14 protein-coding genes are annotated in these 15,141 nt (G+C 68.3%); 6 read left to right on the top strand and 8 right to left on the bottom strand.

Translation table 11 applies throughout. The features are described 5' to 3' along the window. Positions 1-12 precede the first annotated feature (12 nt). Complete coding sequence (locus ACIA58_RS35745) at positions 13-450, bottom strand: type II toxin-antitoxin system PemK/MazF family toxin (RefSeq protein WP_396408271.1); 438 nt, start codon at positions 448-450, stop codon at positions 13-15. A 55-nt stretch (positions 451-505) separates the two neighbouring features. Between ACIA58_RS35745 and ACIA58_RS35740 the strand changes: the two genes are divergently transcribed. Continuing rightward, positions 506-1,882, top strand: coding sequence for an MFS transporter (locus ACIA58_RS35740; RefSeq protein WP_396408270.1), 1,377 nt, complete (start codon positions 506-508; stop codon positions 1,880-1,882). On the opposite strand, the gene ACIA58_RS35735 is transcribed toward ACIA58_RS35740, so the two are convergent. Continuing rightward, positions 1,864-2,790 carry a GNAT family N-acetyltransferase gene (locus ACIA58_RS35735; RefSeq protein WP_396408269.1) on the bottom strand — a complete coding sequence of 309 codons (927 nt, stop codon included), beginning with the start codon at positions 2,788-2,790 and terminating at the stop codon, positions 1,864-1,866. The two genes, ACIA58_RS35740 and ACIA58_RS35735, sit on opposite strands and share 19 nt — an antisense overlap. Positions 2,791-2,907: 117 nt before the next feature. Here ACIA58_RS35735 and fdxA point away from each other — a divergent pair, with 117 nt between their 5' ends. After that, positions 2,908-3,234, top strand: a complete 327-nt coding sequence (fdxA, locus tag ACIA58_RS35730) for a ferredoxin (RefSeq protein WP_012923087.1) — start codon at positions 2,908-2,910, stop codon at positions 3,232-3,234. 46 nt (positions 3,235-3,280) lie between these two features. Here the strand turns inward: fdxA and ACIA58_RS35725 are convergent, their stop codons facing one another. Continuing rightward, positions 3,281-4,258 carry a hypothetical protein gene (locus ACIA58_RS35725; RefSeq protein WP_396408268.1) on the bottom strand — a complete coding sequence of 326 codons (978 nt, stop codon included), beginning with the start codon at positions 4,256-4,258 and terminating at the stop codon, positions 3,281-3,283. 106 nt (positions 4,259-4,364) lie between these two features. Continuing rightward, entirely contained in the window at positions 4,365-5,303 is a 939-nt protein-coding gene (gene dapD / locus ACIA58_RS35720; protein ID WP_396408267.1) for a 2,3,4,5-tetrahydropyridine-2,6-dicarboxylate N-succinyltransferase, read from the bottom strand. A gap of 53 nt (positions 5,304-5,356) precedes the next feature. Between dapD and ACIA58_RS35715 the strand changes: the two genes are divergently transcribed. The 3 genes from ACIA58_RS35715 to ACIA58_RS35705 all read left to right on the top strand — a co-directional run bounded on the left by ACIA58_RS35715 (position 5,357) and on the right by ACIA58_RS35705 (position 10,192). Further along, the gene (locus tag ACIA58_RS35715) at positions 5,357-6,205 is read left to right on the top strand and encodes a phosphotransferase family protein (protein WP_396408266.1); all 849 of its coding nucleotides are present in this window, start codon (positions 5,357-5,359) and stop codon (positions 6,203-6,205) included. Then, positions 6,202-7,095, top strand: coding sequence for an NAD-dependent dehydratase (locus ACIA58_RS35710; protein ID WP_396408265.1), 894 nt, complete (start codon positions 6,202-6,204; stop codon positions 7,093-7,095). Before ACIA58_RS35715 ends, ACIA58_RS35710 begins: the two co-directional genes overlap by 4 nt. 232 nt (positions 7,096-7,327) lie before the next feature. Continuing rightward, entirely contained in the window at positions 7,328-10,192 is a 2,865-nt protein-coding gene (locus ACIA58_RS35705; RefSeq protein ID WP_396408264.1) for a GH92 family glycosyl hydrolase, read from the top strand. Positions 10,193-10,259: 67 nt separating this feature from the next. On the opposite strand, the gene ACIA58_RS35700 is transcribed toward ACIA58_RS35705, so the two are convergent. From ACIA58_RS35700 to ACIA58_RS35685, 4 genes are all read right to left on the bottom strand, one after another. Then, positions 10,260-10,745 (bottom strand): hypothetical protein, encoded by a 486-nt coding sequence (locus tag ACIA58_RS35700; protein WP_396408263.1) that lies wholly within the window; start codon positions 10,743-10,745, stop codon positions 10,260-10,262. 83 nt (positions 10,746-10,828) lie between these two features. Next, a complete protein-coding gene (locus ACIA58_RS35695; protein ID WP_396408262.1) occupies positions 10,829-11,827 on the bottom strand; it encodes a LacI family DNA-binding transcriptional regulator in 999 nt (332 codons plus the stop codon). A 111-nt stretch (positions 11,828-11,938) separates the two neighbouring features. Continuing rightward, a complete protein-coding gene (locus tag ACIA58_RS35690) occupies positions 11,939-12,880 on the bottom strand; it encodes a ribokinase (protein ID WP_396408261.1) in 942 nt (313 codons plus the stop codon). Then, on the bottom strand, positions 12,877-13,539 hold the full coding sequence (locus tag ACIA58_RS35685) for an SIS domain-containing protein (protein ID WP_396408260.1): 663 nt from the start codon (positions 13,537-13,539) through the stop codon (positions 12,877-12,879). The genes ACIA58_RS35690 and ACIA58_RS35685 overlap by 4 nt, the downstream gene beginning before the upstream one ends. Before the next feature lie 234 nt (positions 13,540-13,773). Here ACIA58_RS35685 and ACIA58_RS35680 point away from each other — a divergent pair, with 234 nt between their 5' ends. Further along, complete coding sequence (locus ACIA58_RS35680) at positions 13,774-15,135, top strand: ABC transporter substrate-binding protein (protein ID WP_396408259.1); 1,362 nt, start codon at positions 13,774-13,776, stop codon at positions 15,133-15,135. Positions 15,136-15,141: the final 6 nt, after the last annotated feature.

Genomic DNA, 15,141 nt, shown 5'->3' with positions numbered 1-15,141 from the left:
CGGGCCTGGGTTTCAGCTGCGGTGGAGCCTGTGTAGCTCTGCCGCTACCTGGTTGAACAGCTGCTCGTCGATCACGGCGCCCTCGCGGCGCACCTGCTTCGGGTCGATCCGCAGGACGCGGTCGAGGCGGACCTCGCTCGGCCGGTGCTCCTTGTCCCAGGACCCGCTGCCGATGTCCAGCCAGACCCGGCCCCAGCGCGCCTCGTCGGCGGCGTCGCGGTCGTGGTCCTTGCTGGTGAGGATGAGCGCCAGCAGGTAGACGTCGTCCGAGCCGACCACCAGCACCGGCCGGTCCTTGCCCCGGTGGAAGTCCTCCTCGAACGGCACCCAGGTCCAGACGATCTCACCCGGGTCCGCCACCCCGTCGTCCGGGTGCGGCGTGTACTCGACGTGCACAGTCCCCTCGAAGTCCCCGGGGTACTCCGGACGCTCCACCACGTGATCCGCCATGGCACCGGAGCCTAACGCCCCTCACATCTCGGTGGCCTCACACCGTTCCACCACCGTGCTCACCACAGAAACCCGAACAGTCAACCGCGGCGCGGTCCTCGCCGTGCTGCTCACCGGTCAGTTCATGGCCAACATCGACACCGCGGTCGCGAACGTCGCCGGTCCGTCGATCGGCGCCGACCTGCACGCGTCCGAGGGCGCGGTCGGCCTGGTCGTGTCCGGGTACGTCGTCGCGTTCGCCGTACTGCTCATCACGGGTGCCCGCCTCGGCTCGTCGCTCGGGTATCGGCGGACGTTCCTGCTTGGTCTGACGATCTTCACCGTTGCATCGCTGTTGTGCGGCCTCGCCCCCGGAATCGGCACCTTGGTCATCAACCGCTTCATCCAGGGTGCCGGCGCCGCGCTGATGGTCCCGCAGGTGCTCAGCGGCATCCAGCTGCACTTCCAGGGCCGCGACCGGCTCAAGGCGCTCGGCTACTTCTCGATCGCGCTGTCCGGCGGCGCCGTGGCTGGGCAGCTGCTCGGCGGCGTGCTGATCGCCGCGGACCTCTTCGGCACCAGCTGGCGCCCGATCTTCCTGGTCAACGTGCCCATCGGCATCGCACTGGCCGTGGCCGGCCGTCGATTGCTCCCCACTGATGCTCCCGGGCGGCGCAACCGTCTGGACCTGGCCGGCGTACTCGCCTTGTCCACAACAGTTCTGCTCGTCATCGTGCCGCTCCTGCTCGGCTCCGAGCGCGGCTGGCCCACCTGGTCCTGGCTCTGCCTCCTGCTCAGCCTGCCCGCGCTGGCGCTCTTCGAGTACGGCGAACGTCGTACAGCTGCCCGTGGCGGCCGTCCGCTCGTCGCCCGCGAAGTACTGGCCGACCGCTCCGTCCGGGCCGGTCTGCTCGCCCACGGGTGCACCAGCGGTACGTACTTCGCTCTGCTGTTCGTACTGGCCCTCTACCTGCAGGGCGGTCTCCACAAGGGTCCGGCGTACTCAGGCTTCGCCATGGTCGTCTGGGTGGCTGCCTTCGGTCTGGCCGGGCCGATCCTGCCCAAACTGCGCAGGGGAGTGCGCTGGATGCCGGTGGTCGGCTGTCTGGTCCTGACACTCGGCTACGTGTCCGTGCTGGCCTACCTGCTGCTGGGCGGTCACACCGGTCCGCTTCTGTTCGCTCTGCTGGGCATCGGCGGGCTGGGGCTCGGTATCAGCGCCAACACCTTGATCGGTGCGGTCACGTCGCGCATGTCGTCGGAGTACGCCGCTGACCTCTCCGGCGTGGTCGCGACCAACGCGCAGCTGTCTGGAGCGCTAGGTGTCGCGTTGGCAGGCTCGACCTACGCCGCGCTGGCTGCGGACCCCGCCCGCGCGCTGGGCGTCGTGGTGGCGGGCTTCGTCGTACTGACGCTCATCGGGGCCGGAGCGGCTCACCGATTGGTCAGATAGCGGTACCGGTAGGCCTCGCGGTAGCCGAGGCGGGTGTACGTCGCGACGGCGGCGGCGTTCTCGAGCAGCACCTCGAGGTACGTACGCCGCCCGTCGTGCGTCCCCGCCCAGCGCGCCAGCCCCTGCACGATCGCCGTACCGAGCCCGCGACGCCTGTACGCCGCACACACCCGGATCGCGTCCACACCCAGCCAATGCCCCGTCATAGCCCCCCGTCCGACCGCCACAACCTGCCCATCGAGGGTGACCGACGCGAACACCGCCTTCGCGGCTCCCTCGAGCACCTTCGGCGCCACATCCGGCACCGGGCCCTCGAAAGCAGCCGCATACCACTGCGCATTCGGCTGCTCTGCCAGCTGTACGTCGTACCCAGGCTGGGCGTTCACGTGGTCGAGCGTGGTGTGCATGACCAGCACGTCGGACTGCTCGGGCCGGGCGTCCACCCAGCCGCAGGCGCGAATCTCCTCCTCCTGCGGACTGCCGAGGCGGACCTGGGCCTGTGGGGGAAGACCGCGTTCGTTGTAGAAGGTCTCCGCTTGCCTCAGCGCGTCGGCGACGGGCATCCCGGGCCGGCCGGTCGGGAGGAGGGAGTTGCCCCGGCCTGTCCAGCCTGAGGATGCGCGGAGCAACCAGTGGCCCACGTACGCCCGCTCGACCGCCGGGCGGCCCAGTGCAGTCGTCAGGAACAGCTGGTCGACGTCCACCGGCCGGAGCGGCATCTCGGGGATGGTCTTGGCCGCGGTGACCTCTGTCACCGGGATCTCGTGCACCGTGCTGTCCGCGTGCCGGACGGCCAGGGTCTGGGGGTCGCCGGACTGGAGAACCCCGATCACATCGGTCAGACCGCCCGGTATCCGGTGCCGGACGACGACACGGTGGCCGATATCACGGGCACCCAGGCCTGACACGATCCGGACTCCTGGCAAAGTGGGCGAAGTACTACCGTGATACTAGAGACACGAGCATCACCGCATCGCAGCACCCCGAATCCCCCGCTGCGCTTGCCTGCCATAGGAGGAGTAGCAGTGACCTACGTCATCGCGCAGCCGTGTGTTGACCTGAAGGACCTCGCGTGTGTCGAGGAGTGCCCCGTCGACTGCATCTACGAGGGCAACCGGATGCTGTACATCCACCCCGACGAGTGCGTCGACTGCGGAGCCTGCGAGCCGGTCTGCCCGGTAGAGGCGATCTACTACGAGGACGACACCCCGGAGCAGTGGAAGGACTACTACACCGCGAACGTCGACTTCTTCAACGACCTGGGCTCGCCCGGCGGTGCGTCCAAGCTCGGCAAGATCGACAAGGACCACCCGTTCATCGCCGCGCTCCCGCCGCAGGAGCACGACGAGTAACCAGTTGGACACAGAAATGGGACGTCCTGCGTGGGCGTCCCATTTTCTATGGGTCCAGAACGTCGACGTGGACGTGGTCGAGGTGGCGCAGGATCTTCGGGTCGCCTGAGCGCTCCGGCGGGGTGTAGGCCCGCCAGCCGCTGTCCGACCGCCCGCCGGCCGTCCAGATCTTGTCGCTGAAGATCACCGTCTTGATCTTCAGCAGATCGGCTCGGGCGACCAGGTACTGCGCCATCGCCCAGCCCTTGGTCGTGTTCGCCGTCGAGATCGGCCGGACGAACACGTCCACCGCCCGCCCGTCGTAGTGCGCCGACCCCTCCATGTGCCCGGTCGACACCCCGCCGGCGGCGTACCCGCCCGTCGACAGCTTCCCGAACGTCCGGACCAGGTCCTTCCGTACGGCGTCGGCGCGGGGCGTCAGCCCGTTGGTCCCCATCTTCTCCGCGGGCGCCGAGTCGGTGTTCACGGTGCAGCTGAAGACGCTCTTCGACTGCCCGGTCAGCGCCGACGCCAGCACGCGCGCGTCCGCCTCGTGGTCGGCGTACGCGTTCGGGAACGCGCTGCGCTGCACCTTGTCCGCCGCGACCGTGATCGCGAGCTTCTGGTAGTTCTTGATCTTCACCAGCGCGTCGTAGAACTTCCCGGTCGCGTAGTACGGGTCGCGGACCTGGGTCGCCGTACCCCAGCCCTGTGACGGCCGCTGCTGGAACAGCCCGAGCGAGTCGCGGTCCCCGTGCGCCAGGTTGCGCAGGTTGGACTCCTGGTACGCCGTCGCGAGCGCGATCGTCGCCGCCCGGGCCGGCAGGCCCCGCCGTACGGCGACACCCGCGATGATCGCCGCCGACTCGGCCTGCTCGAAGTCGAGGACGGTCTGCTGGCCGTTCACCGTCGCCGTGCACTGCTCGCGCGGCGGCAGGATGTTGCCGACGTGCTTGCCGCCGAGCCAGGCGATGCCGACGCCGACCGCGAGGCTGAGCACGCCGACGGCCCCTACGGCCACCAGGGCACCACGCTTCACCGGCATACCGCTCCCAACGTCCGGGGGCGGGGGACAGGTTCCGGTTCGTGCGTCACGAACTGGTTGACGTGTGCATCCTCACGTTGGTTGGCAAAGTCATACTTTCGGACGGTCAGGCGTTGGCGTGCAGCGCCTCGTTGAGCGTGATGCCCTCACCCTTGCGCGGACGGACCTCGACGGCGCCGGTGACCGAGTTGCGGATGAACAGCAGTCCGGGCTGGCCGGACAGGTCGCGGGCCTTGACCACGGCGCCGTCCGGGAGGGTGACCTTGGTACCGGCGGTCACGTACAGCCCGGCTTCGACCACGCAGTCGTCGCCGAGCGAGATGCCGGTCCCGCCGTTCGCGCCGAGCAGGCAGCGCTTGCCGATCGAGACGACCTGCTTGCCGCCGCCGGACAGCGTGCCCATGATCGAGGCGCCCGCGCCGATGTCGCTGCCGTCGTCGACCACCACGCCGGCCACGATCCGGCCCTCGACCATCGACGTGCCGAGCGTGCCGGCGTTGAAGTTCACGAAGCCCTCGTGCATGACGGTGGTGCCGTCGGCGAGGTGGGCGCCGAGCCGGACCCGGTCCGCGTCGCCGATCCGGACACCGGACGGTACGACGTAGTCCGTCATCCGCGGGAACTTGTCGACGCTGGTGACGCTGAGGTGCTGACCGGCGGCGCGCGCCCGCAGCCGCACCTGCTCGATCTGGTCGACCGGGACCGGACCGAGCGAGGTCCAGGCGTTGTTCGGGAGGGCGGCGAAGATGCCGTCCAGGTTCACGCCGTGCGGGCGGACCAGGCGGTGGCTGAGCAGGTGCAGTCGCAGGTACGCGTCCGCGGTACCGCTCGGGGCCGCGTCCAGCGCGATCTCGGTCGCCACGACCTCACGCCGTACCTGCCGCAGGTCGTCGTTGCCCTCCGCGGCGATCAGCTCGGCCGGCGCCTTGCTGTCCTCCGGCCGCGTCCCGAGCGCGGGTGCCGGGTACCAGACGTCGAGGACGTCTCCGGCGGTCGTGACGGTGGCAAGGCCAAAGCCCCAAGCGTGCGTGGCGTTCTCGGTCATGGCTACACCCTAATTCGGCGGCGGTTTGGTCTTCAGCGTGGTCTACTCTTCGGATGCTTCCTGCCTGGCTTGAGGTCGTGTCGGATCCGGTTCTCGAGGCCACGAAGGCGCCTGGGGTTGGCGAGTTGCACGGTGAGTTGCTGCGGCGGTGGGGATCGTCCGAGGTGTGGCGGTTGTCGTTCGGGTTGCGCAGCGTGATCGTCAAGCGGGGTACGGACGGGCAGGCGGACGAGGCAGCGGCGTACGAGCGCTTCGTCGTACCGCTCGAGCTGCCGGCGCCCGCGTTGCTGCACAGGTACCGCTCCCCGGATGCGGGCGTGCTGGTGCTGGCGGACGTCGGGCGGGTGACGTTGGAGCAGGAGCCGAGTGCGGACGGTTTTCTGGCGGCTGCCGAGTTGGTGGCGGCGATCCGGTCGCGGACGGTGTCGCAGCGCAGTGAGTTCCCGCCGGAGCGGGTGAAGGAGATGGCGGAGCGGATCGGGCGGATCGACTTCGACCTCAGCCCGCTGACCGAGGCGTTGGCAGCGTTGCACCGGGACGCTCCTGTTGGGGTCGTGCACGGCGACTTCGTGCCGAAGAATCTGGTCACCGACGGCACGCGCTGGACCGCGATCGACTGGCCGGGCGCCTATCTGGCGCCGCACCTCAGCGATCTCTACACCTTGCTCCGCGACGCCGAGTCCCTCGGTCTCGACCGTGCCCCGATCGTTGCCCACTACATCGATGCCACAGGCACCAATCTGTCCTTGGTCGAACGTCAGCTGCTGGTAGGCGGGGGATGCTTCTACCTGGTGGCGTTGCGATTCATCGTCGAGGAAGGTCTGCGGACGATCCCTGATTCGGTGAACTGGATCGACGGGCTGCTCACCGAACTCGCGGACGTCGTCGGAGCCTTGTCGTGAAGCTCCTCGTCCTGGGCGGTACAAAGAACCTCGGCCGCCACGTCGTCGAGGCAGCCCTTGCCTCCGGCCACGATGTGACGCTCTTCAACCGCGGTCAGACGAATCCGGAGCTGTTTCCTTCTGTACGCCACCTCGTCGGCGAGCGTGCGGCGCCTGACGTGCTGGCCAGGGGCGAGTGGGACGGCGTGATCGACATGTCCGGCCTCCTCGTCCGCGATGTCTCGTTGAGCGCTTCGATACTGCGGGACCGCTGCGGTTTCTACACGTTCATGTCGTCCATCGCGGTCTATGCCAGCAAGATCACGCCCGGCATGACGGAGTACGCCGACCTGTTGCCCTGGCCGGACGGCGCACCCGAGGACCACTTCACGATGGACCTCTACGGCCCGTCGAAGGTCCGCTGCGAGTCGTTGCTCACCGCCACCTTCGGCCACCGCACAGCCGCCGTACGCTCCGGGTTCGTCGTCGGCCCCTACAACCCCGACTTCGGCAACTGGGGCTGGGCGCTGGCTCACGGACTTCCGATGGAGTGCGCGGCTCGCCCCGACCAGCCCATCCAGTACATCGACGCCCGCGACCTGGCCGGCTTCCTCCTCCACCTCACGGTCGAAGGTCTGAGCGGCCCCTACAACGCAGTCGGCCCCACCCACACCATGACCGACCTCGCCGACGCCTGGCGCTCCGCCGTACCCACACCCCCACCCGTGGATTGGCACCCCACCGAGGACCGCTTCCACCTCCCCCACAACGGCACCAACGACGGCACCTTCCAACTAACCAACACCCGAGCCCTACACGCCGGCCTGAACCTCCGCCCGGTCGTTGAGACTGCCCGCGACTACATCGCCTGGGTCCACGATGGAAACGTTCCTCCCGCGGCGCCGCACTGATACGTAACATTGCGCCGTGATTATTGAGACCGGTGGTGGGCCAGGTGGATCGACCAGTGCGCGGGCTGGGTTCAGCAGTGTGGAGGGGACTCGGTACTCCGGGACTTCCGGCGGGAGGCAGGAGGTTGTGCTGCCGGGAGTCGGGGGAGTGGTCCAGGCCGGTGATCGGTTGCGGTACAAGGTTTATCCGGAGCTTGATGCGGGGCTGAGCTACTCGGCTACGTATGTGGCGGTGGAACTGGTTTTCGCGGACGGGTCGCGGTCGGCGGGGGTTGATCAGTACGGGAAGCCGGCCTCCGCGGCGGGGCAGGGGGCGGCGAAGATTCTGTACGCCGACCAGTGGAACGACGTACAGGTGGATCTGACCGCGTACGCCGGGAAGACGATCGCGGACGTCGTGCTTGTCGTGGATGCGCCCGAGGCGGGGCACGAGTTCGCGGGGTGGATCGACGACGTGGAGATCGGGCCGGCGCCGGTGGAGCCGGACGGTTCGGGCCTCGCGGCGTACGTCGACACCCGTCGCGGCACCAACGCCAGCCACGACTTCTCCCGCGGCAACACGCTGCCGATCACCGCCTGGCCGAACGGGTTCAACTTCCTCACCCCGGTGACCAACGCGTCGACGTACCGCTGGCCGTACGAGTACCACCGCGCGAACAACGCGGACAACCGCCCGGAGTTGCAGGGCCTCACGTTCTCGCACCAGCCGAGCCCGTGGATGGGCGACCGCGATCAGCTCACGATCATGCCGGTCGCGGCGGCCGAACCGCTGGGCGATCCGGCCGAGCGCGCGGTCGCGTTCAGCCATGACGACGAGGTCGCGCGGCCGGATCTCTACTCGGTCGCGCTCGCGAACGGCGTACGCGCGGAGATCGCACCGACCGACCACGGCGCGATCTTCCGCTTCACGTTCCCGGCCGACGCTGCGGGTCGGCACTTGGTCTTCGACACCATCGACGAGAACGGCGCTTTCTCGTACGACGGGACTGCGCTCGCGGGCTGGGTCGAGAACGGGGCGGAGTTCGGGCGGACACGGATGTTCTGCTACGGCGAATTCTCGGCGGCACCGATCGGTTTCGGTGCGACGTCAGGCGGTCGCGAGAACGCGCGGGCCGCGAGTTTCGACGTACCCGAGGTGACGTTGCGGATGGCAACTTCCTTCATCGGTGTCGACCAGGCGCGGCACAACCTGTCGCTGGAGCTCGGCGGGACGTTCGAGGAGATCCAGGCCGCGGCCAACGCCGTGTGGAACGAGCGCCTCGCGGTCATGCGGCCGGAGGGCGCGACGCCGCCGCAGCTGCGGACCGTGTACGGCAACCTTTATCGGCTCAACCTCTACCCGAACTCGCACTTCGAGAACGCCGGAACGCTGGACGAGCCGTCGCACGTGTATGCGAGCCCGGTGCTTCCTGTCGACGGTACGGCGACCGAGCGATTGTCGAATGCTGTTGTGAAGCCGGGCAAGATGTATGTGAACAGCGGGTTCTGGGACACGTACCGGACCGCGTGGCCGGCGTACGCGTTCTTCTATCCCGCGTTGACCGCGGAGCTCGTCGACGGGTTCGTGCAGCAGTACCGCGACGGCGGGTGGATCGCGCGGTGGTCCTCGCCGGGGTACGCCGACTGCATGACCGGGACGAGCTCGGACGTGTCGTTCGCCGACGCCTATCTCAAAGGCGTCGCGTTGCCGGACCCGCTGGCGACGTACGACGCCGGGCTCCGGAACGCGACCGTCGCGCCGGAGGCGACCGAGGTCGGGCGCAAGGGCGTGGAGACCGGGTTCTTCGCCGGGTACGTGAGCACGGACACCGAGGAGAGCGTGTCGTGGTCGCTCGAGGCGTACCTGAACGACTTCGGCCTCGCGGCGATGGCAACGCGGCTGGCTTCCGAGGCCTCGGGCGAGCGTCGGGCGCAGCTGCTGGAGGAGGCAGAGTACCTGCGCCGGCGGTCGCTGAACTACGTCCTGCTCTTCGACCCCGCGGTGAACTTCTTCCAGGGTCGCCTGGCCGACGGGACCTTCGCCAAGCGCCCTGACGACTTCGATCCTGAAGAATGGGGCGGCGACTTCACCGAGACGGACGGATGGAACTTCGCCTTCCACGTCGCGCACGACCCGCGCGGTCTGGCCAACCTGTACGGCGGTCCGCGTGGGCTCGAGGCCAAACTCGACGCCTTCTTCTCCACGCCCGAACTGGCGGTGAAGAAGGGCACGTACTCGATCGTCATCCACGAGATGCTCGAGGCGCAGGCCGTCCGGATGGGCCAGTTCGGCTTCAGCAACCAGCCCGCCCACCACATCGCCTGGATGTACAACTACGCCGGCGCTCCGCACAAGACGCAGGCGATCGTGCGCGAGGTGTTGGACCGGTTGTACGTCGGAGAGCAGATCGGCCAGGGCTATCCCGGCGACGAGGACAACGGCGAGATGTCGGCGTGGTACCTGTTCGCCGCGCTCGGTTTGTATCCGCTGCGCGTCGGCGCCCCGGAGTACGCCATCGGTTCGCCCCTCTTCCCCCGCGTGGTCGTGACACCCCTCGGCGGTCAGCCCTTGACGATTACGGCCTCAGGAGTCGAAAACCCTTATGTCCAAGAGCTCCTCGTCAACGGCAAGCCGTTGCCCACAGCATCCATCACGGCTGTTGAGTTGGCTGCGACCCGGCAACTCGACTTCACCCTCGGCGCCGCCCCTTCCGACTGGGCGACGCTGGACTCCCCGCCGGCCCTGACCCTCGACGACGCCGTACCCAGTCCACTCGTCGACCTGATCCCACGCCAACCCGACAACCCCCTCTTCGACGACACCTCCACCACCGAGGCCGTCCTAGCCCTCACCACCACGTGGTCCCTTCCGGCTCCGGCGACTGCAACCCTCTACACCCTCACCTCGGCGGCCGTCGAAACCGCCCCCACCGCTTGGCGCCTGGAAGCCTCCACCGACGGGACCACCTGGACCACCCTCGACGACCGCACCAACCAGTCCTTCCGCTGGCCCCGCCAAACCCGCCCCTTCACCATCCCGAACCCAGGCGCCTACCACCACTACCGCCTGACCGTCCCCACCCAAGCCACCCTCACCCAACTAGAGCTCCTGCCGTGACCGGTCGCCGACTCGTGGATATCGGCGCGGAGAATGCGCCTCTATCCACGACTCGGCGGACCGACCATCAACCTTCCGGCACGACTCGGCGAATCGCGCCGGCCTGGTTGTACCAGTGGCGGCCCTGGCGGAGATGCTTGACGATTGCGTGTTCGAGCGTCGTGCGCTGCGGTACTTCGTCCAGCAAAGCCAGCGGTACGACGGAACCGTCGTACCGCCGGTGGAACACGTGCTCGAGCGGCGCCCAATCAGCCTCCACCCGATCGCCGAACCCGCTGAACCGCCGCTGAAACCGGATGATGTTCGAAGACACCGGCAGGTACTGCGCCAACTGCGTATCCATCAACCACGAGTGACACACAAACCCGGCGACGTCCTCGGGAAACTTGGTGGCTACCTCGAGCGCCCGAGCGAACGACACATCGCACGCCGCATCGCTCAACGGCTCCCGGCTGCTCGGTATGTGCGTGTTCAACAGCGTGGCGTCACCGTCAACCTGCGGCTGCCGCTCGAACGCCAACCGCCCGAGCCTGAACCCCGTACCGCTGAACACCAACGGCAAACCCGAGCTAGCATCCAACCCCGCCCGGTAAGCCGCCGCGACAACCTCAACTCGTCCCCAAGAGCGTCCGGTGGTTACTTCTTTGGGGCTGAGGTGGCGCGGATGTGGAGTTCGGTGCGGAGGGTGACTGTGGAGGGTGGGCGGCCGGGGGAGGCGGTGCGGTCTTTTAGGAGCATTCCGGCGGTGCGGCCTAGCTCGTACGTCGGTTGGGCGACGGTGGTGAGGCTGGGTACGACGAGGTCTGCCCAGGGGATGTCGTCGAAGCCGACCACGGCGATGTCGTCGGGGGCCCGGAGGCCCTTGCGGGCCAGGCATTCCAGCGCGCCGACGGTCATCAAGTTGTTCGTGGCGAAGAGCGCTTCCGGCGGGTCAGCCAGCTCGAGCAGGCTTTCCATCGCGGCGTACCCGCCGGCCTCGCGGAAGTCGGCGTGCCGGACCAGATCCTTGTCGTACCGGATCCCGCCCGCACGCAGCGCGGACCGATACCCGCCCAGCCGATCCATCGCAGTAGAGACCTTCCGCGGCCCGGTAATACAGGCGATCCGCCGATACCCGCCGTCGATCAAGTGCTTGACGCCCTCAAACGCCCCATGCTCGTTATCGACAAGCACAGTGTCCGCCTCGACCCCCTCAACCCGTCGGTCGATCATCACCAGCGGGATCTTGGCGTCTGCAAGCAGCTGTACACCCTCAGCGGTCGACGTCGGCGAGATCACCACACCCGCCATCTGATCAGTCAATACAGCCGAGGCGTAGGCAGCTTCCTTGGCCGGGTCCTCGTCGGAATTGCACAGTACGACGTGATACCCCTCGGTCTGCGCAACATCTTCGAGCCCGCGCACCAACGAGGTGAAGAACGGGTTCTCGATGTCGGAGATGACGACGGCCCACAGGTTCGTGGAGGACTTGCGCAGGTTCCGGGCGACGCCGTTCGGACGGTAGCCGAGCTCCGCGACGGCTGCGCGTACCTTCTCGGACAGCTCGGGGTCGACGTTGCGCCGGCCGCTCAGGACCCGCGACACCGTCGCCGGAGACACCCCCGACCTACGCGCGACGTCGTAGATCGTCGTCATACCCGCTCCCCGCTGGAGATCCGATGGTCGTCTGGATCGCACTCTAACTCCGATCCCGACTCTTGCGCCCACGGACCACCGTGCAACGGCATCCCGCGGGCACAAAGGATCTCATGACGCGGCCGAGTCCAGCAGGGCTAGGGCGGCGGCGCGGGCAGGGGCCGAGTCGGCGGCGCCGTTGACGGTGGTCGAGAGGGCGCCGGCGGCGTTCGCGAGTCGTACGGCGTCGACGAGGCCCGCGCCGTCCGCGAGCGACGCGGCCAGCGAACCGCAAAAGGCGTCGCCCGCGCCGACCGTGTCGACGGTCGCGACGTCATAAGCCGGGATCCGCTCCTCAAAGCTGCCGGCGCGGTCCAGCACATACGCTCCGCGCGAGCCGAGCGTGACCACACAGCCGCGAAGATCCCAGTCCTCGGCGAGCTTGCGGGCGATCATCGGCACCTGCGAGTCGTCGTCGCAGTCGAGTCCGGTGAGGGCGGCCGCCTCGACTTCGTTCGGCACCAGGATGTCGACGTACCCTGCCAACCCAGCCAGCGAATGATCCACCGGCCCGACCGGAGCCGGAGTCAGGACCGTGGTGACGCCCGCGGTCGAGGCGAGCCGGAGGGCGGTGTGGCTCGCCTCGACCGGGAGCTCGAGCTGGACGCTGAGCACCTTGCTGGAGGTGAGCACCTCCGTCGCGGCCTCGACGTCCGAAGTGGTGATCGCCGCGTTCGCGCGGGACACGATGATGATCGAGTTCCCGCCGTCGGGCAGCACCAGCGGTAGCCCGACGCCGGTTCCCAGCGAGGGGTGCCGCACGATCCACGAGGTGTCGACGCCGTTCGACGAGAGCAGTTCGAGGAACTCCTCGCCGTACCGGTCGTCGCCGATCGTGCCGACGATTGCCGTCCGCGCACCCATCCGCGCCGCCGCGATCGCCTGGTTCACGCCCTTGCCGCCGAGGAACTCCGCGAACCCGGTCCCGTGCAGCGTCTCTCCCGGCAGCGGCCGCCGCTCCGCCGACGCGACCAGATCCTTCATGAACGAACCGAGCACGCACACGTCGTTCATGCCTGGTCCTCGGCGAGACGCTTGCCCAGGGCACCGGATGGATGGAACTGGGCGAAGTCGTGATGGCTGAACGATCGCAGTACGACGAGAGCGCACGCCAACGCATCGCCCATCGCCAACGAGGCGGTGGTCGACGCGGTCGGCGCCAGATTCAAGGGATCCGCCTCGCGCAGCACCATGGTGTCGAGCGTGTACGTCGCCAACTGCGCCAGCGTCGACTCTTCCCGCCCGGTCATCGCGATCACCGGGATCGCCCGCTCCCGCAGCATCCGAGCGAACGCGCACACCTCGGCGGTCTCGCCGGATGCAGAGAGCGCCAGGACGATGTCGCGCGAGGTCACAGCGCCGGAGTCCCCGTGTAGTGCGTCGCCGGAGTGGATGAAGGTGGCCGGCGTACCGGTGCTCGCCAGCGTGGCGGCGATCTTCCGCCCGACCAGACCGGACTTTCCGAGACCGGTCACCACCAGATGACCCTCGCACCGGGCGACCGCGATCAGCACCTCCAAGAAGACCCCGTCCAGCCGGTCCGCGAGCGCCGAGACGGCCGCTGCCTCGGTCTCGATGGCGTCGCGCGCCGCTTGAAGTCCTCGTGCCACCAGGTCCCTGGACAGCTCGTCGGCCGTGCGGTGGGCGGACGCACGGTTCGGCACAACTGGCATCCCAGCGCCTCTCATCTCAGAAATCGATTTCCGCAGATTAGGCAGTGCGGCCGATCGGTGTCAACGCCTGCACCTAGGTCGAATCCCTTGTCAGCACGCGGGAAATCGCCAGAGTTGATCACATGGTCACCGACTCAGCCCTTGACCGGCCAGGCCGCCGATCGTAGATTGCGAGAAATCGATTGCCCCTCGAAGCCCACGGCTAGGCCGTTCGAGAGACCCCTGGAGCACCTGATGGCCGCAACACCCTCCCCTGCCAGGCAGTTCAGCCGCCGCTCCGTCCTGCGCGGCGGACTGGGCGCCTTCGCCGCGACGGCTGCCGGCGTACCGCTGCTGTCCGCCTGTGGCGGTGACGACGCCGGCGGCAACGCCAAGGAGATGTCGTTCTGGAACTTCTACGGACCGTCCGACGACCAAGGACCGCAGAGCAAGTGGTTCGTCGACACCGTCGCCGAGTGGAACAAGAACAACGACGTCCAGGTCAAGCTGCGCTACATCCCCGGCAAGGACTACCTCAACGGGACCACCCTGCAGACCGCGTTCCAGTCGGGGCAGGGCCCGGACATCTTCCTGATCAGCCCCGGCGACTTCCTCCGCTACTCCAACGGCGGCGTCCTGCAGGACCTCGGCTCCGCGTTGCCGGACGAGGCCAGGAAGGACTACCTGCCCGGTCTGCTCGAGGCGCGCAGCGTCGACGGCAAGGTCTACGGCCTGCCGATGGAGATCGAGCCGCTTGCGATGTACTACAGCGAGGCCGCGTTCGAGTCGGCCGGCCTGTCCGAGGCCGACCTGCCCAAGACCTGGGACCAGACCATCGCGATCGCGCAGAAGCTGACCAACAGCAAGCGGTACGGCGTGATGTTCGAGACCCTGCCCGGCTACTACCAGAACTTCACCTGGTATCCGTTCATGTGGCAGGGCGACGGCAACGCGGTCAAGGACGGCAAGTCCGCATTCGACTCGCCGGCCGCCGTCCAGGCGCTGAAGTTCTGGGGCGACACCATCAAGAACAAGGTCGCCCCGCGCAAGGCCCTCGGTGACGGCGGCGGCGACGTGGTCTCGAACCTCGGCTCCGGCGCGGCCGCGATGCAGCAGAGCGGGATCTGGGCGGTCGCGGACATGCGGACCAAGGCGAAGAACTTCAAGTACGGCATCATTCCGCTGCCCACGCCGGACGGCGGCAAGGCGGCGACGGACCTCGGCGGCTGGGCGTTCGTCGCCAACTCCAAGGGCAAGAACCCGGAGGCCGCGGCGAAGTTCATCGCGTGGGCGCTCGGCTCGACCGACGCGGCCGGTGTCGAGCGGCAGCGGCAGTGGAACACCGTGGTCAAGACCAACCTGCCGCCGCGCAAGTCGGTGCAGCAGGCCGCGGACGCGAAGGGCGCCTTCGCCGACGGCGCGCTGAAGAAGTTCGTCAGCCAGATCGCGCCGACCGGCAAGCCGGAGCCGCGGTTCCCACCGGAGGTGTACCAGCCGATCGCCGACGCGATCCAGGCCTGCCAGCTGAACGCGGCCGACCCGGCCAAGGCGGCGGCCGACGCGGCGGAGAAGATCGACACCTTCCTGAAGACCTACCAGGGCGCGCCGATCAGCTGATGGTGA

Origin of the sequence: Kribbella sp. NPDC051586 (genome assembly GCF_044453965.1) — a bacterium.
In the GTDB taxonomy this organism is placed as follows: Bacteria; Actinomycetota; Actinomycetes; order Propionibacteriales; family Kribbellaceae; genus Kribbella.
This window is presented reverse-complemented; position numbering and strand designations above follow the sequence as displayed.

Bases quoted from the DNA above. Each gene is read 5' to 3' on its own strand.
- ACIA58_RS35745 (WP_396408271.1), bottom strand. From the start codon at position 450: ATGGCGGATCACGTGGTGGAGCGTCCGGAGTACCCCGGGGACTTCGAG.
- ACIA58_RS35725 (WP_396408268.1), bottom strand. From the start codon at position 4,258: ATGCCGGTGAAGCGTGGTGCCCTGGTGGCCGTAGGGGCCGTCGGCGTG.
- dapD (WP_396408267.1), bottom strand. From the start codon at position 5,303: ATGACCGAGAACGCCACGCACGCTTGGGGCTTTGGCCTTGCCACCGTC.
- ACIA58_RS35715 (WP_396408266.1), top strand. From the start codon at position 5,357: ATGCTTCCTGCCTGGCTTGAGGTCGTGTCGGATCCGGTTCTCGAGGCC.
- ACIA58_RS35695 (WP_396408262.1), bottom strand. From the start codon at position 11,827: ATGACGACGATCTACGACGTCGCGCGTAGGTCGGGGGTGTCTCCGGCG.
- ACIA58_RS35690 (WP_396408261.1), bottom strand. From the start codon at position 12,880: ATGAACGACGTGTGCGTGCTCGGTTCGTTCATGAAGGATCTGGTCGCG.
- ACIA58_RS35685 (WP_396408260.1), bottom strand. From the start codon at position 13,539: ATGCCAGTTGTGCCGAACCGTGCGTCCGCCCACCGCACGGCCGACGAG.
- ACIA58_RS35680 (WP_396408259.1), top strand. From the start codon at position 13,774: ATGGCCGCAACACCCTCCCCTGCCAGGCAGTTCAGCCGCCGCTCCGTC.